This window comes from Thermoactinomyces sp. CICC 10521 (assembly GCF_016055135.1).
Lineage (GTDB): Bacteria > Bacillota > Bacilli > Thermoactinomycetales > Thermoactinomycetaceae > Thermoactinomyces_A > Thermoactinomyces_A daqus.
On record NZ_JAECVZ010000004.1, the window covers coordinates 79,877 to 99,477 of the forward strand.

Annotated in this window: 16 protein-coding genes and 1 pseudogene; 13 read left to right on the forward strand and 4 right to left on the reverse strand. The window is 52.6% G+C overall.

The features are described 5' to 3' along the window. Positions 1 to 439: 439 nt before the first annotated feature. The 3 genes from I8U17_RS04680 to I8U17_RS04690 all read right to left on the reverse strand — a co-directional run bounded on the left by I8U17_RS04680 (position 440) and on the right by I8U17_RS04690 (position 1,588). Positions 440 to 667, reverse strand: a complete 228-nt coding sequence (locus I8U17_RS04680; RefSeq protein ID WP_033100088.1) for a helix-turn-helix domain-containing protein — start codon at positions 665 to 667, stop codon at positions 440 to 442. A 13-nt stretch (positions 668 to 680) separates the two neighbouring features. Continuing rightward, on the reverse strand, positions 681 to 1,157 hold the full coding sequence (locus I8U17_RS04685; RefSeq protein ID WP_198055860.1) for a DUF2975 domain-containing protein: 477 nt from the start codon (positions 1,155 to 1,157) through the stop codon (positions 681 to 683). Positions 1,158 to 1,315: 158 nt separating this feature from the next. Beyond that, on the reverse strand, positions 1,316 to 1,588 hold the full coding sequence (locus tag I8U17_RS04690; protein WP_152568490.1) for a hypothetical protein: 273 nt from the start codon (positions 1,586 to 1,588) through the stop codon (positions 1,316 to 1,318). Between the two features lie 147 nt (positions 1,589 to 1,735). On the opposite strand from I8U17_RS04690, the gene I8U17_RS04695 reads away from it, so the two are divergent. The 10 genes and pseudogenes from I8U17_RS04695 to I8U17_RS04740 all read left to right on the forward strand — a co-directional run bounded on the left by I8U17_RS04695 (position 1,736) and on the right by I8U17_RS04740 (position 14,731). Beyond that, the gene (locus tag I8U17_RS04695; protein WP_198059095.1) at positions 1,736 to 2,713 is read left to right on the forward strand and encodes a DUF3048 domain-containing protein; all 978 of its coding nucleotides are present in this window, start codon (positions 1,736 to 1,738) and stop codon (positions 2,711 to 2,713) included. An 82-nt stretch (positions 2,714 to 2,795) separates the two neighbouring features. Next, complete coding sequence (locus I8U17_RS04700) at positions 2,796 to 3,116, forward strand: YerC/YecD family TrpR-related protein (RefSeq protein WP_033100169.1); 321 nt, start codon at positions 2,796 to 2,798, stop codon at positions 3,114 to 3,116. 95 nt (positions 3,117 to 3,211) lie between these two features. Beyond that, positions 3,212 to 3,898: pseudogene (gene pcrB / locus I8U17_RS04705) on the forward strand (heptaprenylglyceryl phosphate synthase); the annotation flags it as partial. Between the two features lie 109 nt (positions 3,899 to 4,007). Further along, complete coding sequence (gene pcrA, locus I8U17_RS04710) at positions 4,008 to 6,197, forward strand: DNA helicase PcrA (protein WP_198055863.1); 2,190 nt, start codon at positions 4,008 to 4,010, stop codon at positions 6,195 to 6,197. Between the two features lie 18 nt (positions 6,198 to 6,215). Beyond that, entirely contained in the window at positions 6,216 to 8,252 is a 2,037-nt protein-coding gene (gene ligA, locus I8U17_RS04715) for an NAD-dependent DNA ligase LigA (protein WP_198055864.1), read from the forward strand. A gap of 218 nt (positions 8,253 to 8,470) precedes the next feature. Continuing rightward, entirely contained in the window at positions 8,471 to 10,156 is a 1,686-nt protein-coding gene (locus I8U17_RS04720) for a transglutaminase domain-containing protein (RefSeq protein WP_033100172.1), read from the forward strand. A gap of 235 nt (positions 10,157 to 10,391) precedes the next feature. Then, positions 10,392 to 11,330, forward strand: coding sequence for an RluA family pseudouridine synthase (locus I8U17_RS04725; protein WP_198059096.1), 939 nt, complete (start codon positions 10,392 to 10,394; stop codon positions 11,328 to 11,330). 1 nt (position 11,331) lies between these two features. After that, positions 11,332 to 11,784: an NUDIX domain-containing protein gene (locus tag I8U17_RS04730; RefSeq protein WP_033100093.1), complete on the forward strand. Its 453-nt coding sequence runs from the start codon at positions 11,332 to 11,334 to the stop codon at positions 11,782 to 11,784. Positions 11,785 to 12,069: 285 nt separating this feature from the next. Continuing rightward, positions 12,070 to 13,719 carry an esterase/lipase family protein gene (locus tag I8U17_RS04735; RefSeq protein ID WP_198059097.1) on the forward strand — a complete coding sequence of 550 codons (1,650 nt, stop codon included), beginning with the start codon at positions 12,070 to 12,072 and terminating at the stop codon, positions 13,717 to 13,719. Between the two features lie 235 nt (positions 13,720 to 13,954). Then, entirely contained in the window at positions 13,955 to 14,731 is a 777-nt protein-coding gene (locus I8U17_RS04740; RefSeq protein WP_198059098.1) for an SDR family oxidoreductase, read from the forward strand. A gap of 84 nt (positions 14,732 to 14,815) precedes the next feature. Here the strand turns inward: I8U17_RS04740 and I8U17_RS04745 are convergent, their stop codons facing one another. Then, positions 14,816 to 14,995 (reverse strand): hypothetical protein, encoded by a 180-nt coding sequence (locus I8U17_RS04745; protein WP_198055867.1) that lies wholly within the window; start codon positions 14,993 to 14,995, stop codon positions 14,816 to 14,818. A gap of 151 nt (positions 14,996 to 15,146) precedes the next feature. On the opposite strand from I8U17_RS04745, the gene I8U17_RS04750 reads away from it, so the two are divergent. The 3 genes from I8U17_RS04750 (at position 15,147) to I8U17_RS04760 (ending at position 19,574) form a co-directional block, all read left to right on the forward strand. Then, positions 15,147 to 17,840, forward strand: coding sequence for a transglycosylase domain-containing protein (locus tag I8U17_RS04750; RefSeq protein WP_198059099.1), 2,694 nt, complete (start codon positions 15,147 to 15,149; stop codon positions 17,838 to 17,840). A gap of 100 nt (positions 17,841 to 17,940) precedes the next feature. Next, positions 17,941 to 18,987 carry a YkvI family membrane protein gene (locus I8U17_RS04755; RefSeq protein ID WP_033100097.1) on the forward strand — a complete coding sequence of 349 codons (1,047 nt, stop codon included), beginning with the start codon at positions 17,941 to 17,943 and terminating at the stop codon, positions 18,985 to 18,987. Positions 18,988 to 19,004: 17 nt separating this feature from the next. Then, positions 19,005 to 19,574, forward strand: coding sequence for a glycerol-3-phosphate acyltransferase (locus tag I8U17_RS04760; protein ID WP_198055869.1), 570 nt, complete (start codon positions 19,005 to 19,007; stop codon positions 19,572 to 19,574). Positions 19,575 to 19,601: the final 27 nt, after the last annotated feature.

The window sequence follows — 19,601 nt, forward strand, 5'->3', positions numbered from 1 at the left end:
GACCGAAAGTGTGACGGCATGACCGGATTCTGGGTGTCTTCAAGACATCTGTTCCAAACAATCATAAGGTAATCACAGTAAGAGAGGTCGGCGGTAAAACAAGAACTGTCACTATTACCTATGTATAATAAAAAGCATAGATCAGCAAGGAGAGTTTGATTTTTATTATTTTTCAAATTTCCCTGAATCGCTGAGGAGGAAAGGGCATCTGAAGATAAAGGAACATCAATGAGTAAAAGCAGTTATTCGTAAACAAAATTACGACTTACAAATGTTGCGCAAGGTGATCCCTGAGGCTGTTGACAAAAGAAGGTCAACAGCCTTTGTCTGTGAAATCGGGTATCTGTCTGGCATTCGTTCTGAAAGACCTTGCCGGCTTTAAGCCTGGGATGCCGACCAGGAAAAGGCGTGTCGCCGGTATTTCGGAAACAAGTAAATGTCAATGTGATTCTTTCGTGTCTTCGTCGCTTTTGTATTCTAAAATATCTCCGGGCTGACAGTCCAAAGCCTTACAAATTGCCTCCAAAGTTGAAAATCGAATCGCTTTTGCCTTTCCATTTTTCAAGATCGAAAGATTGGCCATCGTTATCCCGACCCTCTTTGAAAGTTCCGTGACGCTCATTTTCCTTTTAGCCAGCATCACATCAATATTGATTATTATTGCCACGTTGTTATTCACCTCAGATCGTTAAATCATTTTCTGATTTTATATTAATAGCATCTTGTAAAAGTTTTTGAAGAACAGTAGTAAAAACAGCGACCACCATAGAGGCGAATATAATAACCAAGTCGATTGGCATAAAACTTGGAGGGTCAATTTTTTTTGACATCAGATAGTAGAGTGGCATTCCCAGCAGGTATAGGGTACTGATAGTGATGGCACAGAATTTTATATTCTTTAAAGCTTTTACCGACAATTCCGAGAACGCTTGCTTCTTATCTATATAGCTTAAAAGGTTAAAGGATTGATACAGAGCAATGTAAAAAGGGATCGCTGCCGCGTACATATCAATTAAAATGAGAGGTTTCAAATAAGAGAGATCCGGATACAATTCTGCAGCAAAATTCCCGATCTTGGGAACCAAAAAAATGCACAGTGCAAGAACCATGATTCCGATAAAAATAAGAGTCAGTTTTAAAAAAAGTGTTTCCTTCATATCGAAAGCCCCCCGCTTACATATTGTCGGTTTGATTATAAAACATATCTTATCGTTTTGGAATATATTTTTATTGAATTTCAATACAAGCAGGGGGATGGCATCATACATTCACCCAGAGGAAAAAATGAAAACCCCAATAAGACGGGGTTTTATGGTCATCCTTGCTTATTGTTTAATTCCTCAGCCAAACGTGCGCCTTCTTCCTTGATCACGCGTTCAATTTCATCGATCATCTTCATTCCGTCAGGCTGGCGTTGCAGTTTTTTCATGTCCGGTTCCAGAAACTGCACTTTGGACCCGTTCAGGGTTTGAATGTAGCGGGCCACGCTGGCCAAAAGTTCTTCTCCGTCTTGCACGACGGCATAGCGGATCACGTAAAACGGGTGCTGATGTTCTTCGAGGCCGCGGGTTTCCACATGGTAAGCCACTTTTTTCACCTCCGGTCACTTCTTCCTGTCTCTGCTAATTGTATCAAATTTTTTGCAAAAAAATGCAGGCTTTTCCCCGTGTGGGCGGAGTATATGGTAAGGGATGGCGATTTTTCCGGGCAGGCAACAGAAAAAGGAGGGCTTCGTATGAAAAGAAAACGTTGGCCATGGATCATGGTGATCGCGTTGTTGCTCACTGCTTGCGCCAAACCGCACGCCCCGTCCGAGCCGAAAGGAGAGCAGCCTCCGCCGGCAGCGTTGAGCCCGTTAACCGGTACGCCGATCAGCGAGGGAAAGCGTCCGCTTTTGATGGTGATGATCAATAACCATCGCCAGGCGCGGCCGCAGTCGGGGCTCCAGCGGGCGGATGTGGTGGTGGAGATTCTGGCGGAAGGGGAGATTACGCGGTTTGCCGCGTTTTATTTCAATGATCTGAACGGAACGGTAGGGCCGGTGCGCAGTGTTCGCCCTTATTATCTCGATTTGGCTGAAGGGGCGCATGCGGTGGTCGTCCATGCAGGAGGGTCGACCGGTGCCCTGAAGCAGATCAGGGAAGGGGATATTCCGCATCTGGACGGGATTCATCAGGATGCGCGTTATTTTACGCGGGTATCATTTCGCAAGCCGCCGCACAATCTGTACTCCCGGCTGGAGGAGTTGGAACAGGCCGCCGAAAAAAAGGGAGAAGTGCCGTCCATCCGGGGAGGTTACCATTTCGCAGCTGCTCCGGCCACAGAAAACGGGCAGGCGGCCTCCGAAATCCATCTCGTTTACCATCCGCTTTATGCCGCGGGTTATCAATATGATCGTGCCACAAACGCTTATATCCGGTATACTGAAGGTGAGAAGCAAACCGACCGTGACACGGGGCAGCCTCTGTCGATGCAAAACGTGTTGGTGATCTTCGCCCGGCATCGGGTGCTTGATGCGGCCGGCCACCGGGAGGTCGATGTGACGGGAAAGGGAAAAGGTTACCTGTTCCAGCGAGGGAAAGGGATTCCGATCGAATGGAGATTCCGCGACGGCTGGATTGTTCCCTTCAAGGACGGAAAAGAAGTCGGCTTGCTCCCGGGGAAAACATGGGTCAATATTTTGCCGGAGACCGGGAAAGTCTCTTTTCGATAAACGGGATTTTTTGATATACTTGTCGAAGGTGATACGTTAAAGGATGAAAGGATTTTCCTTCCGCCAAGAGGAGGATGGACGCATGCAACTGAATAAGCTGAATAAGAAAGAAGTCGACCAACTTTTTCATGCGATTCTGAAACTGGAGACGATAGAGGATTGCTATCGTTTTTTTGATGATCTCTGCACGGTCGGCGAGATCAAGTCGCTGGCCCAGCGTTTGGAAGTGGCCCGCATGCTTCAGGAAGGATATACGTACAATCAGATTGAAACGGAAACCGGGGCCAGCACGGCGACGATTTCCCGGGTTAAGCGGTGTCTTCATTACGGAACGGATGGTTACAAACTGGCGCTGGACCGGCTGTATGGAACGCCCGGTACGCCGGATCCGGCGGGTGAGTGAGAAAGAATCAAAAAAGGTCGCTGACCGAGTAGGAGGTTGGCGCTCTTTTTTTGTATAATAGGATTTGTAGTTTTGGGCGGAGGGAACGTGACAATATGATCAAGCAAATGGCAGCTGGCTGGCGGCATGTGTTTAAGCTGGACCCGAACCGTGCTTTGTCCGATCTGGCCCTGAAGATGATTTGTCTTTCGGAGACGGATGCCATTGTCGTGGGAGGGACGGATGGCATCACCTTTGCCAATACATCCGCTCTGCTCGAACGGATTCGCCGGTATTCGGTCCCGTGCGTGCAGGAAGTATCCGATTTGTCCTCCGTCGTTCCGGGATTTGACGGATATTTGATTCCGACCGTACTCAACACCGAAGAGATGAAATGGGCGCACGGCATGCATTTTGAGGCGATCAGGCAGTATGGCGATTTGATTCCGTGGGAAAGATGCCTGCTGCTCGGCTACGTGATTCTTAATCCGGATGCCAAGGTCAGCCGTTTGACAAAGGCGGATGCCCTGCTGCAAGAGGCTGATGTCACTGCGTATGCCCGTTTGATCGAACACCTGTTTGAGTGGCCGGTTATGTATATCGAATACAGCGGACGGTTTGGCGATCCGCAGATGGTGCTGGCGGCGCGCAAACAGTTGAAACGGGCACAGTTGTTTTACGGCGGCGGGATCAGCAACCGGGAACAGGCTGAAAAAATGGCTGAGCTTGCTGATACGGTAGTGGTGGGCAACCTGGTATATCGCAATGTGGAAATGGCGGTGCGAACAGTGAAATGGGTGCAGGAAACGAAGAAGCGTTTGACCGAACCGGAGCAGGGGCCGGCGACGGACAAGGCGGATGCCGTGCCCCTCGAACCAAAAGATTTGAAAAATGATGTGAAAGGGTGAAAAGATGCTGGATCAGCGCTCGACGGAGAACTTGCTGGCGGGGTTGAACCCGATGCAGAGAAAAGCGGTGGAGACGACGGAAGGTCCCGTCCAGATCATCGCCGGTGCGGGCAGCGGAAAGACCCGTGTATTGACGCATCGGGTTGCGTATCTGCTGGCGGAGAAACGCATTCATCCCTGGAATATTCTCGCCATAACATTTACCAATAAAGCAGCCCGGGAAATGAAGGAACGGATCACTTCACTGGTGGGGTCGGCGGCTGAGGAGATCTGGATTTCCACCTTCCACTCGATGTGCGTGCGCATTTTGCGGAGGGATATTGACCGCCTCGGATATTCACGCAACTTTACCATCCTCGATACCTCAGACCAGCTGACGGTGATCAAGCAGGTGCTGAAGGAGGAAAACCTCGATCCGAAAAAGTTTGAACCCCGTTCGCTTCTCAACAAGATCAGCCAGGCGAAAAACGTACTGCTCGGACCTGAGCGCATGAAGATGCAGGCTCGGACATTGCTGGAAGAAGTGGCGGCCGATGTGTACGCGAAGTATCAGCAGAAGCTGAGAACCAATGAATCGCTCGATTTTGATGACCTGCTGATGGAAACCGTTCGTTTGTTTGATCTCAATCCGGAAGTGAAAGACTATTATCAGCGCAAATTTCAGTACATTCATGTCGATGAATACCAGGATACCAACCATGCTCAGTATGTACTGGTCAGACTTTTGGCAGGACATCATAAAAATATCTGCGTCGTCGGGGATTCGGACCAATCGATTTACCGCTTTCGCGGCGCCGATATTTCCAATATCCTCAACTTTGAACGGGATTATCCGGAAGCGACCGTCATCAAGTTGGAGCAGAATTACCGCTCCACGAAAAACATTCTGGCGGCGGCCAACCATTTGATCGCCCATAACACGGAGCGGAAACCGAAAAACTTGTGGACGGAAAACGACCGGGGGGAGCCGATCTGCCAGTTTGAGGCGGGAACGGAGCATGAAGAAGCGTATTATGTGGCGGAAACCATTTTGAAAGGACGCCGGCAAGGAAATCATTATCGTGATTATGCCGTTTTGTACCGGACCAATGCGCAGTCCCGCGTGGTGGAGGAAGTGATGCTCAAATCCAATATTCCTTACACCGTGGTCGGTGGAATGAAATTCTACGAACGGAAAGAGATCAAGGATATCCTGGCTTACCTCCGGCTGATCGTCAATCCGCACGATGACCTGTCGTTGATGCGTGTGATCAATGTGCCGCGCCGGGGAATCGGAGCAGCCTCGCTGGAAAAGATTGAACGATACGCCAGGGAGCATCAGCTCTCGTTGTTCAGCGCCTTGCTCGAGCCGGAACATATCGGCCTGACGAAGCGGACGCTCGACCCGATCAGCGAATTTGTCAGCATGATCCGCGAGTTCCATGCGATGATTGACTATCTGTCCGCTTCGGAAATCACGGAGGAGATGCTGGAGCGCAGCCGATACCGGGCTGAGTTGAAGAAGGAAAATACGCTGGAAGCAGCGGGCCGGTTGGAGAACATCGAGGAATTTCTCTCGGTGGCACAGGAGTTTGAGAAGAAAAACGAGGATAAATCCCTTGTCGCCTTTTTAACCGACCTTGCCCTGATTTCCGATATTGATGCGCTGGATGAAGAAGCGGAGAAGGAAGACGGGGATGCGGTTGCGCTGATGACCCTGCACAGCGCAAAGGGATTGGAGTTTCCCTATGTCTTTTTGATCGGGATGGAAGAGGGGATTTTTCCCCACGTTCGTTCCCTGGATGATGAAACGGAGATGGAGGAAGAGCGCCGCCTCGCATATGTCGGCATCACCCGTGCCGAGCGGGAGCTTCATCTTACGCGGGCACGGACGCGCACGATTTACGGTCAGACCAATTCCTATCTGCCGTCCCGGTTCCTGGAGGAGATTCCCAAGGAACTGGTGCGGGCCGTCGGAGGAAATGAGAACGTGACCCCGCTGGCATCCGTGCAGAAGCGAAGCCCTGTGCGCCGGGAGCCGAACACCGACTTTGACTGGATGGTTGGAGACAAGGCGAAACACGGAAAATGGGGAATCGGGACAGTGGTAAAAGTGCAGGGGGAAGGGGAGGATCTGGAGCTGAATATCGCATTCCCCGCTCCGATCGGCGTCAAAAAATTGCTGGCCAAATACGCCCCGATTACCAAAGCTTGATTTCTTCCCTTAAGGAGGATGAACGGTTTGAATTTGGACGATGCAAAAAAACGGGCTCAGGAATTGCGCCAACTTTTGCATGAGCACAATTACCGCTATTATGTGCTGGACGATCCGGTGATTTCCGATGAGGAATACGACCGGCTCATGCGTGAGCTGACGGAGATCGAAAAGGAGTTTCCCGAACTGATCACCCCTGATTCCCCCACGCAGCGCGTCGGTGCCGAGCCGTTGCCGTATTTTGAAAAAGTGGTGCACAGCTCGCCGATGTTAAGCCTTGGAAACGCGTTTAATGAGGAAGATTTGCGCGAATTTGACGAGCGGGTGCGAAAAGCGGCGGGGGAGCGTCCGGTTCGCTACGTGTGCGAATTGAAGATCGACGGTCTGGCCGTTTCGCTCCGCTATGAGGACGGTTTGTTCGTACGCGGGGCGACGCGGGGCGACGGGACGACCGGAGAAGATATTACGCAAAACTTGAAAACGATTCGTTCCCTGCCGCTGCGTCTCAATGAACCTGTGACCCTGGAGGTTCGCGGGGAAGCGTTTATGCCCCGGGCCGCGTTTGAGCGTCTCAACAGCCGGAGGGAAGAACGCGGGGAGCCGTTGTTCGCCAACCCGCGTAATGCCGCTGCCGGTTCGCTGCGCCAGCTTGACCCGAAACTGGCGGCAGAACGGACGCTTGATTTGTTCATTTATGCCCTAGGTGAGGCGGATGAGGAACATTTGTCCACCCATGCGGAAACGCTGGAATGGCTTTCGCGGCTCGGGTTCAAGGTGAATCCGGCACGCCGCACGGTCGGGCGGATCGAGGATGTGCTCGCTTTTATCGAGGAGTGGAAAGAGCGGCGTCCCAACCTGTCGTATGATATCGACGGGATTGTCATCAAAGTGGATGATTTGCGTCTGCGCGAAGAGATGGGCAATACGGCGAAAAGCCCGCGCTGGGCAATTGCCTACAAATTTCCGGCGGAAGAAGCGGTGACCGTTTTGCGCGAGATCGAACTGAACGTCGGCCGAACCGGCGTGGTCACTCCGACTGCCGTGTTGGATCCGGTCCCCCTGGCCGGAACTATCGTCAAGCGCGCCTCCTTGCATAACGAAGACATGATCCGGGAAAAAGGGATTATGCTCGGCGACCATGTGATTGTGAAAAAAGCGGGGGATATTATCCCCGAAGTGGTCGGTGTGCTCAAAGAGAAGCGCACGGGGGAGGAAACACCGTTTTCCATGCCGACCGAGTGCCCGGAATGCGGGAGCCGGCTGGTCAGGCTGGAAGGAGAGGTCGCTCTGCGCTGCATCAATCCGGAATGCCCGGCCCAAACCCGTGAAGGGATTATCCACTTCGTCTCCCGCGGGGCGATGAATATCGACGGATTGGGAGAAAAAGTGGTGACTCAGCTGTTTGAGCACGGGTTGGTTCGTGGGGTCGCCGATCTCTACTACTTGCAAAAGGGAGATTTGCTGAAGCTGGAACGGATGGGCGAAAAGTCGGTGAACAACCTGCTGCAGGCGATTGAAGCGAGCAAGGAAAATTCACTGGAGCGGCTCATCTTCGGCCTCGGCATCCGCTTTGTCGGCGCCAAGGGGGCGAAAATTCTCGCCCGCCACTATAAACGGATGGAGCGCCTGCTTGAGGCCGGGGAAGAAGAACTGACGGCGTTGGAGGAGATCGGGCCCAAAATGGCGGACAGCATTGTCACCTACATGGCCAAACCGGAAGTTCGCGAGACGATCCGGCGCCTCAAGGAAGCGGGCGTCAATATGGAGTACAAGGGGGCGGATGATGCGGCTTTCCCTGCTGCGGAAGGTCATCCCCTGGCCGGAAAAACGGTGGTGATCACGGGAACACTGGAAAGCATGTCCCGCAATGAAGCTTCCGCCCGGCTCGAATCGCTCGGCGCCAATGTGACGGGAAGCGTCAGCAAGAAGACCGACTTGCTCATCGCCGGCGAGAAAGCAGGTTCCAAGCTGGAGAAAGCGCAAAAGCTCGGAATAGAAATCTGGGATGAAGAACGGTTTTTAAGCATTCTCCCGGAGCCTGTGTCGCAAGTATGAGAAATATGCCCGGATATAATCCCCCTGGCAAAGGCAGTCAGGGGGGTTTTTTATTTGAAATCACTGCCCTGAAAAAGCCCGTCCGACGATTGGCTCACGATTTTTTCCAAAATAAAAAGGGAAAAGGATGATCGATGACAAAAAATAGTAGGAGTCAAAATGGCGGGATGATCAGGTATAATGAGAAAAAAAGAATGAGGGTGAAAGGCCGGAGATTTATGAGTTGGAAATGGTTAGCTACCGGTTGTGCGCTGCTTACTGCCTTCCTCCTGGGAATGTCGTCCGTCGGAGATGGATTCGCGCAGTTGCCCCACCAGCCGAAAGAGGGCTTTTCTTTTGTAAAATGGATTAAACAGTTGGAAGAATCATACATAAGTCAACCAATTGTCTTGCAGCCATATGCCAAGCAATTGAAAGCACGGCTGGACGCACCCAAATACGATCGGGTTTCTGCCAACGGATCTTTGCCGATTTCGGGAACGGTGGAAGATTACGGCAGATTGGCCTCTCCCTATGTTTGGATTCATTTGCAATACGAGGGGCATTCCAAGGGAAATCTTCCAGACACGATGGATTACTATGTGCCGATCAAGGAAGGGCGTTTCAAGCAGACGGTCCGCTTTTTTCAAGGAAAAGGGGATTACCAGGTCTCCGTGCGCCTGCCGGATCTGAAGAAAGAGAATTATTACTATCTCATGACCTCTTTTACGGCAGATAACCAGAGCGATGAGATCAGCCGCGACATCGTTTACAGCGTGACGGCCAGACAAGCAGGACTTTCGCTTGCCAATCCTTCCCAAGGCTATGTGCAGGCGGACGATGAGGTTCTGGTAAAAGGAAGTGTGGGCAGCGGCATCCAGCGTGTGCTGATTCAGCTGAAAAAAGGGAATCAGGTGTGGCACAAGGAAGTCAGTACGGACCGCGGCCGGTTTGCCGAACGGGTTCCCTTGCTGTACGGGCAGGGGATTCACGAGATTCAGGTGATGGTTCCGGCCCGAAACAAACCGGATACGTTTATTGAAGGAGCCACTTTATTTGCCGAGCACACGAAAAATGTGGAGCGAAGCCCGGTCATGTTTACCTCGCTCTACAGCAAGCGCGGCATCCATTTGCTCTCTCCTGAGGTCAGCGGAGACATCGCTGATTTGTCCTTCCGCATTGCCGGCACGATTGATCCGTCGGCAGAGGATGCAAAACAGACCCGGTATATGGTCGTGCGCACGCAAAAAGGAGAGGACAAGGCGACATACTTCATCCCGGTTCACGACTATCGCTTTGACGGGAAAGTCTGGCTCCGTTTCGGCCCCGGAACATATAAAGTGACGCTGTATGTCCCGGAGATCACGCAGAAGCAGCGGGATTACTTCCGCTTCTTTACGGTGGCCGAGTTTGATGTGAAGAGCACGGCGAAGGAAGATCTGCGCGATCTGCTGCCGTCAAGGGGCATCCAGTCCGATGATCCGACGATCGAGTGGCTGGCGCAGCATATTACCGAGGGGGATCAATCGGAACGCTCCAAAGCCAGGGATATTTATCTGTATGTGGCCAAAACGATGAACTATGATGTGGAAAAGTTTCGCAAAAACGAATTTGCCTGGGATGACAGTGCGTTAAAGTCGCTGCGAACCGATTCCGGCGTTTGCCAGGATTACGTCTTTTTAACGATTGCGCTGCTTCGTGCCGAAGACATTCCCAGCCGCTTTGTGGAAGGAATGGCCGGAGGTCAGCGCCACGCCTGGGTGGAAGCGAAAATCGGGGGGCGCTGGGTGACGATGGATCCGACATGGGGTTCGGGTTATATCACGCCGGGCGGCCAGTTTGTGAAGAAGCTGGACATGCGGTATTTTGATCCGGACCCGACCTTTTTTGCCAAAACACATAAACGAACCGGTGTGGTTTACTGAGCATGGGGAAACGTCTCCATGCTTTTTTCTGTGGGGTATAACGCATATCGGGTCGTAATCTCCTCCCTGTGTTCCCAACGGCCGGCCAGGGGCACGACTCTTTTTCCGGGTTTGCTTAAATCCCGCTTCGGGTGGGATCGGTCATGATTGTTTTTCTTGCAAGGAAATGAAACATGGTATACTACTTGATGGCCGGATTGAGTGAATGACTTATTGGAAGCAATTGAGGTGTTTGATGAATACGACGATGTTTCACCATGAGGTGACAGAAGAAGAGAGCGGCAAAATGCTGCATCAGGTGCTGAAGAATCGGTTTCGCTTTTCCAGACGGATGATGAGCCGGCTCAGATTGGGCCGTTTTGTGACCGTCAATGGAGAAGTGATTTATTTTACTGCGCGCGTGCAGGAAGGGGACCGGATTGAAATCCGTTTTCCCGAGGAGGAGACGGATCATATTCCCCCGCAGCCGGTGCCGTTTACTGTCCGGTATGAAGACGAGGATCTCATCGTCATCGAAAAACCGCCGGGGGTGGTGGTTCATCCGACACGCGGGTATCCCGACCAGACTCTGGCCAACGGGCTGATGCATTATTGGCAGAAAAAAGGGGAAAAACACAAAGTCCGCCCGGTTACCCGTCTCGACCGCGACACTTCCGGGCTGATGGTGGTCGGAAAGCATGCGTATGCCCATGCCTTTCTGGCCGAGCAGATGGCTGCGAAACGCTATGAACGCAGCTATCTGGCGATCGTGCACGGTGCGGTGAAAGAAGAGTGTGGAACGATTGACCGGCCCATCAAAATCGATGTGGAGCGCAAAGTTTACCGGTACGCCGGGGAAGGAGAAGGAGGGACGCCGGCGGTTACTCACTTTGAGGTGGCAGAGCGCTTGCCCGAGGCCACTTTGCTGCGCTTGCGGCTGGAAACCGGGCGCACGCACCAGATCCGCATCCATCTCTCGTCAATCGGCCATCCCATCATCGGAGATGAGATGTATGGAATCGCCGAAGAACCGCCGTTGATCGACCGCCAGGCGTTGCATGCGTTCCACCTGCGCCTGTTTCATCCCCGCTTTCGCGAGTGGCTGGAATGGGAAGCGCCGCTGCCGGAGGATATGCAACAGTTATGGGAGCGGTTGAAAACGGGCGGGTTTCCGGCATCTGAGGGGGAGAGATAACGTGCAGCCTGACAAAGAGCGCATCGATGAAATCCGCCCGGCAGTCGCAGTGATCATCTTTGACCGCGAGCGACGCATTTTACTGCAAAAACGGGCGGATGTACAACGATGGGGGCTTCCTTCGGGCCATGTCGAACCAGGGGAAACGGTGGAGCAGGCAGCGATCCGCGAAATCTGGGAGGAAACAGGTCTCAGGGTGCGGATTGTGCGGCTGATCGGAGTTTATTCCGAACCGGATTCACAAATTTTTCATTACCCTGACGGGCGAACGGTTCATTTTGTCACCATCTACTTTGAAGCGGAAATCATAGGCGGTGATCTGTCCGTCCATTCAAGGGAGTCGATGGAGATCCGTTTTTTTCCCTGCGATGAACTGCCGCAAGAGATGATTCCGATGCATCCGAAGTGGCTGGAGGATGCCTTGGCCGCGGGGCACAATGGATTTGTCCGGTAGCAGGCTCCGCTTGTGTCCGACGGTTCATCTTGGCCGGAGCGCTTGCGGGAAAGCGTTTAGTAATCATTTTATTGGATCAGTGCATTCATGTGATAACCAAGACGTGTGGATGAAGCGATTTCCGCTGTCAGAGAGTGAATCCGGCAGTGGGAATCGCAGCTAAGGAATGAAAAGTCTGGTTTTTGAAGCATATTTTTATTATTATTTAGCAGGTTTTTATTAATTATATACTGAATATTATTAATATATTGATAACAATACCCCGATAAAGGAGATGACTGCGACGTGAAAGCGCGATGGCGTTTGGCGCTGGTTTTGACCCTTTGTCTGTTGCTGGCATTGCCGATGAGTATCGTGCAGGGAGCAAAGGCGGAAGTGCCCCCGCCGAAAGTGATGGGACATGTCACTGTTTCCGGTTCTGCCGGTACGGAGTCATTGTCGCCGCCATCCAATTCCACCACGCCGGGAACCTGGTTTGTCGGAGCGACTCCGCCCAATGCCGATTTGAGCAAGCCGCCGATCGTGTTTGTGCAAGGGATGAACGGCAAGGCGCAGGACTGGTGGAGCGATACAAGGTATCACGGGGTTAATGATATGTATGAACTCGCTTATGCAAACGGTTACAGAACGGCTTTTGTCCAGTTGTATGATGCGGCGGGCAACGGATCGGCCAGACCGGAGGACAACGGCAAACTGCTCGCGCAAATGCTGGCGCAAATCTCCGCCTATTTCGGTCAGAAAGTGAATATTGTCGCCCACAGCAAAGGCGGGCCGGATACCCAGGCAGCTCTGGTTGAGTACGGCGCTTATCCTTACGTCAACAAGGTGGTCACCCTTTCCTCACCGCACTACGGTTCGGATCTGGCCAATCTGGCATACAGCTGGTGGGCCGGGTGGCTGGCCGATCTGTTGAGGCAGCACAGTCCCGGGGTCTATTCGCTCCAGACGGGTGAAATGGAGAAATACCGGCAGCAGATCGACTCCAATCCCAATGTTTCCAAAAACGCCTATTTTACTGCTGCGGGCGATGATTGGGGACCATTTATGTCCGCGCTCTGGTTCGGGGGCCTTTATCTCTCCCAATACGGGGCCAATGATGGCATGGTAAACGATTGGAGCGCCGATCTTCCTTACGGGCGACACCTGTTTACCTCCCATGCTGACCATGATTCCATTCGGACGGGATCAGCCTCCTTCAGTCAAATCGATCCCGTCCTGCGCACCGCTGCCGCTTCATCAGTCGTGACGACGGCGGCAAAACCGGCAACACAGGATACTGATCCGGCGGCTGATCAGACGTATGTTCATGGCGGTCCGCTGACCACCGGGAAAACGGAAGTGCAAACCGTTCCGGTTGAGACGGGGCTGGCGCAAGCTGTTTTTGCCGTGCTGACTAAAGGTTCCGATGTAAACGTTTCCCTGGTTTCCCCCAGCGGAAAAGTATACAAAAAAGGAAATCCCGTTTACTCGTCGGGAATCGACCAGGATTTCTTCAAAGGGGCAACAGTTCAGGAATTTCGGGTGGAAAAACCGGAAAGCGGAAACTGGCAGGTTCGCCTCTCCAGTTCCCATGATGACGCCTATCTCTTGACCACGATGTTTTCCGGCGGGGAAGCAGCTTCCTTTTCCGTCGATCTCCCGCGCAGGTGGAGCCGCAATGCCCTGCCGATGTCTGTCCGGTTCAAGAATCCGGAAAAATGGGACCTTGCTGCCCTTCAGGCTCAGGTGAAAGTGCTGACTTCTGCCGACATGAAGAACAAGAAGACGAAGGGACTGCAATTTTCCCTGAAGCCAACGCAGGGTTCCGCTTTATCCGGAGCATTCAAGGGGGCAGAGCCGGGCGTCTACAACTTTACCATCGAGGTGCGCGGGAAAACGAAGCAGGGGTCCCCTTTTGCCCGCACCATCATCCGCTCGGTCTATATCGGCAACTAAATCATCCGCTCTGTTCGCAAAACAAAGGGAAGGGGTGCGACGAGACCAATCGGAAATAAGAAACGGGATGAACCGGATCATCACATGGGTGATCCGGTTTTTCTGTTCAGGGCGGTCATGACTGATGGCCGGATAGCCGGATTGGCCAATGGAATTCCGGGCCGATGCAGATTTTTTTGCCACTTTTTTCATATAGATTATGGAAGAGATGAAAGAATGAGAGGGTGACGTGAACATGGCGAAGCCGGATCGGCCCGTCGCATGGGTGGCAGGCGGCCCGAGGGGCTTGGGCGTGCAGGTGGCAAAAGGATTGGCCCGGGACGGATACCGAATTGTGATCAATTATCGAAAGAGCGCGGAAGCGGCCCGAAAGTTGGCAGCAGAGATCGAACAAATAGGAGAAGAGGCGTATCTCATCCAAGGCGATCTGAGCCGGTTGGAGGAGATCCGGGACATGGCCCGCCGGGTTTTGAACCATTGGGGCAGGGTTGATGTACTCGTGCTGATGGCCGGGCCTTTCATTTTCAATCATACGCCTGTTGCCGCGTTTACGGATGCGATGTGGCGGGAAATGATAGAGGGAAATCTGTCCGGGGCTTTTTACTTGTTCGGGGAAATTATTCCATATATGCGCAAGCAGGGAGGCGGGCGCCTGATCACCCTGGGTTATCCGGATGCGGAAATCGCTCCGGCATGGGCGGGATTTGGGCCTTATGCCGCGGCCAAGACGGGTCTGGTCACCCTGACGCGCACCGTGGCCCTGGAAGAAGCGGAAAACGGCATCACCGCCAATATGGTATATCCCGGCGACATTCGCGATCCTTACAAGGAAGCGACGATTGCCGAAGCGCGGGGCAAAAAAGATCCCCGCACACCGATCGGGCGTCCGGGTACGGGGGAAGACGTGGCACGGGTGGTCCGTTTTCTCGCCCATCCTGATTCCGATTTTATTACCGGTGCTGTGATTCCGGTGACGGGGGGTTTTACAAATCCGCGATTTTATGTAAAATAGGCATAAGTTTTGTGTAATATTCCTGTAATAATTTTAAAAACCGACAAACCCTGTTCACATGATTTAAGCTATAATGATGAAGTGCTATTTAGAAGAATTCTTTTCTTTTCTATTTATGTAAAAAGCCAGCCAAAACCAGAAAGCGGAGCCGGCCAAGCCCAGGATCAGACCGGTCATGCCGGCTGTTTTCCAAAGGAACAGGGAGGCGGCGATCCCGATCACCCCGGTTGTGCGGCTCGCAAAAATGACAGCCTGTGTATGCATGTTTTCTCACCTCTGCTATTACTATAGCACAGATGAGAGGCTGGCAAAAATGCAAGATCGCAGTCCTGGAAGTGGATGATTCGGCAGATCCCGATGCTGGGATACAGATGAAGCAGTGTGCAGGTAACACGTGTTTCAGGAGGTTAACGCAATGGACGATTTTCGCAAGGTGAGCATGAGGAGTGGGTATTCGCCCATGCCGCCGCGTTCTCGCAGCGAACGAGTCGGTCCCCGCTCCCGCTCCGGCGGACGAGGTACCGGGGGCCCCGGGAAGCGCGGGAAGAAAGCGGGATGGAGACGTTTTTTCACATGGAAATGGTTCTTATTGGTTCTTTTAACATCTTTTCTGCTCATGGTCGGTGGATGTTCCGCCATCATGATGTCAGCCAACCCGAACGAATTGAACAAAGTGAACAAGAACAATATCGCGGCCGCGTCGAAAATCTATGCTTACAATAATAAGCAAGAGCCGGTCGACTCCTTCGGGTATGACAACCGCGAATGGATCAGTATGGATGAACTGCTCAAGCATAATAAACTGATGGTCAACACATTTGTGAAGACCGAGGACCGCCGTTTCTACCAACACCACGGGGTGGACTTCCAGGGGCTGGCCCGGGCGGTTGTCAAGGATGTCATCTCCATGGGTAAAGCGGAAGGGGCCAGTACGATCACCCAGCAGGTCTGCAAAAACATCGTGTTGGAGAACTCTGCCAAAACGTATACCCGTAAAATTAAAGAGATCGGTTGTGCGCTCAACCTGGAGCGAAAACTGAAAGAAGAGGGAAAAGATCCGAAAAAGCAGATTCTCGAAGCGTATCTCAACTACATCAGCTTCGGCGGCAACATCGCCGGGGTGCAGATGGCGGCCAAATCCTATTTTGGCTACGATTTGAAAAAGCAAGAGCTTCCGGTGCAGGATGCGGCCATGCTGGCCGGGATGCCGAAAGGGCCGTCGTTGTATAACCCGATCCGGCACAAAGAAAAAGCACTGGAACGCCGAAACGTCATTTTGACGCAGGTCATGCCGGTTGATGATGTGATGCCTCCGCTGATTTCGCAGGCAGAAGCGGATAAACTGGCGCAAACGCCTTTGAACCCTTGTGAAAACTGTGCGGAGAAATACGCCAAGAAGAGCGATTTTGACGCGTACAAGGATCTGATTCAAAAAGAGCTGAAAGAGGAATATGGCATCGATCCGGATGATTTGGCAACGGGAAGCTACCAGATTTATACGGCGCTTGATCCCAAGGCGCAAGGTGCGGTGCAGGAAGCTCTGAAGAAAGACAGCCTCTTTACCAACGCTTCCGGCACAAAGCTGACAGCGGGCGGAGGCAAAGTGGATGCCGATGCGGGAATTACCGTGATTGACCCCAAAACAGGCGGGATTCGTGCCATCGGCGGCGGACGGAACTTTGTCCATACCGCTCATATCCGGGCTTTGGAACTGCATCAGCCGGGTTCATCGATCAAGCCGCTCACGGTCTATTCACCGGCGATTGAGAAACATGATTACAATGAGTATTCGATTGTTCACGACAAACCCGTCGACTGGGCCGGTACTTGGCATCCGCAAAACTATGAACCGGGCAGCTTCGGTGATATCCGGATGGAAAAAATGGTGGAGGAATCGTACAACCTGTCGACGCTTAACCTGTTGCACGATGTCGTGACATTGCCTGTGGCCTTCGAATATGCCCAAAAACTGGGCCTCAATCTTGTACCAAATGACCAGGCGTATGCTGCCTTGGGTCTTGGCGGTTTGACCAATGGGGTAAATACGGTGCAAATGGCCGGAGCCTATTCCGTCTTCCCCAACGGTGGTTATTATTATACCCCGCATGCCATCGTGAAAGTGGTGGATGCGGATGGCGACGTCAGGAAACGAAAACATCCGATTGAAGACACTCCTACCAATGTATTCTCGAAGAAAACAGCTTACTATATGACGAGGATGCTGAAAAAAGTAGTGAGTGAGGGTACGGGTTCCACATTTGCCGGATTGCATAACGGTTGGGATGTGGCCGGTAAGACGGGAACGATTAACGGAGAGAAATCCGGCTGGTTTGTCGGCTATACGCCTGATCTTGTCTGTGCGGTTGACGTATTCTACCCGGGTTACTCCGGTGACGACTACGTCAAGATGACCGGGGGAACGGCGCCGGCAAAAATCTTCTCCTACGTGATGAAGAAGTTGACCGACGATAAACCGCCGAAACACTTCAGCAATTTTGGGGTTCCTGATCCACAGCCGCCGTTTGAGCTGCATGCTCCGCATCTGACTGCCGTATCCCAAGAGGATGGCGTTCTGCTGCAATGGCAGGCTCAGCCCAACCGGGTGAAATATCAGGTGTTCCGCGACGGGCAAATGATTGCGGAGCTTGGTCCGGGTTCGACCAGCTATAAAGATACCGATGCCAAACCGCCGGCAGCTTCCGGAGGAGATGGCGGAGACGGCGGATTCTGGGATAAAATCATCGGTGGCGGTGCTGCTCAGTCCAAATCCTACACGTATAAAGTGGTAGCGATTGACACGCAGGCAACCGATCCCGGTGCAGCGCAAAAAGAAAGTAATTCGGTGACGGTGACCCTATCACCAAAAAAGCCGGAAAACCCGGATCCAAACGGAAACACGAACGACCAAAACGGCCAGAATGGCCAAAACGGGAACGACCAGAATGGCCAGAATGGTGGCCAAAACGGGAATAATCCCGGCGGCATTTTCAATCCTCCTCCGTCTGATGGCGGCCAGAATGGCGGTGGTACCCAAGATGGTGGCGGCCAGGATGGCGGCTCAACCGGAGGAAACGACAAACCGCCAAAAGGTGGCGGCGGCTGGTGGTAGTCGCAGCCCTGGAAAAGACCAGCGAACTTTCGCTGGTCTTTTCTTATGCCCGTTTTCATAAACTAGTCCTAACCAGAATAGAGAAGGGACGTGGATTGCCTTGCATGCATTTGGCAGATGGCAGCGTGCCAGCCGCGTCGGGTTTACCTATATCGGAACGGTGATCGGGGCCGGATTTGCATCCGGGCAGGAGATATTGCAATTTTTTACCTCCTTTGGCGAGGAGAGCATCTGGGGAGTGCTGCTGGCAACGGGCCTGTTCGCCTGGTTGGGATCGCGCATGATGTTGATGGGCGCCCGGTTGAGGGCGTTTTCTTATGAAGAATTCAATACGTATCTGTTTGGTGAGCGCTGGGGGCGCTTGATGACCTTATTGGTGGGGCTGATGCTGTTTGGCGTCACCACGGCGATGATGTCGGGGACAGGGGCACTGTTTCAGGAGCAGTTGGGTTTTTCCTTCCATCTGGGCGTCATTTTAACGGCTTTATTCTCCTTTATTGTGATTTTGCGCGGGATGGATGGCATTTTATCGATTAACACTCTGGTCGTTCCGTTCATGTTTTTGTTCACCGTTCTCGTCGCGATTTACGCATGGGGCAGCCATCCGGGATCACTTCTGATTACTTTCCCGGAAGAGCCGCTGCACCATCACTGGTTTCTGGCCGCCATTGTGTATGTCGCTTTTAATTTGGTCATGATGCAGGCCGTGCTGGTTCCGCTCGGTGCCGAAATCGAGGATGAAAGCACCATCCGCCTGGGCGCCTGGATCGGCGGCCTTGGACTTGGTGTGATGCTGCTTGCCTTCAATTTTGCGATGCAAGTGCATTGGAGTGAAGTGGCTCATTTGGAAATCCCGATGGCCTATGTGATCAGCACTTTGGGGGCGGGAATGAAATATTTATTTTTGGTGACGATTTGGGCGGAGATTTTCACCACCCTCGTCGGCAATGTGTACGGCTTGACGGCCAATCTTCGACAGATGATTCCGCTTTCCGATCGTCCGATCGTTGCCCTGATTTTTGTATTGGGCTATCTGTTTTCCCTGTTTGGCTTTCCCGCATTGGTTCGTTACTTATACCCGCTGTTCGGCTATTGCGGATTGATGCTGTTGGTGCTGTTGATCTTTCGCCGGTTGCCCAATCTGTAGAAAGGAGGAAGAGAGGGATGGCCTTACTCATATCGATCATCATCGCCTATTTCATCGGCGCCCTCCCGTTTGATTGGTGGGTGGTCACGAAGCCGGCCTATCGCCTTCGTCCTCCTTCCTTTTCCGTATTGAACCGGCGGGAGGCATTTGTCCTGATCGTCATTGATCTGGTAAAGGGGATGGCGGCGACGCTGATCGGCTTTTCGGTCGCCGGCTGGATGGGAGCCTACCTGGCTGCTGTGGCTGTAGTGGTCGGCAGTTTGTATTCGGTGTTTCTCGGCTTCCGGGGGGGCACCGGGATCGGCGTGGCTGCCGGGGCGCTGCTGATTTTAAGCCCTCTGCTGATTCTCATCGGCATCTTGATCTACCTTTTCAGTCTGCTTACGACACGGGTGCTGTTTGTTTCCACGTTGCTGACCACGACGGCGATGATTATCTTTGCCGTTGTGCTGGCCACCCAAATCTATGTGTGGATGGTGATTATCGTGGTCGGGGGGCTGATCTTGTACCGGATTCGGCCGAAATGGAAACGGATCAAGCGCTTTGAACCACCCTACCGCTTTAGAAACCCGTTTCGGCTGAAATAAAATGGATGCGCACAAAAAAAGCAGGTT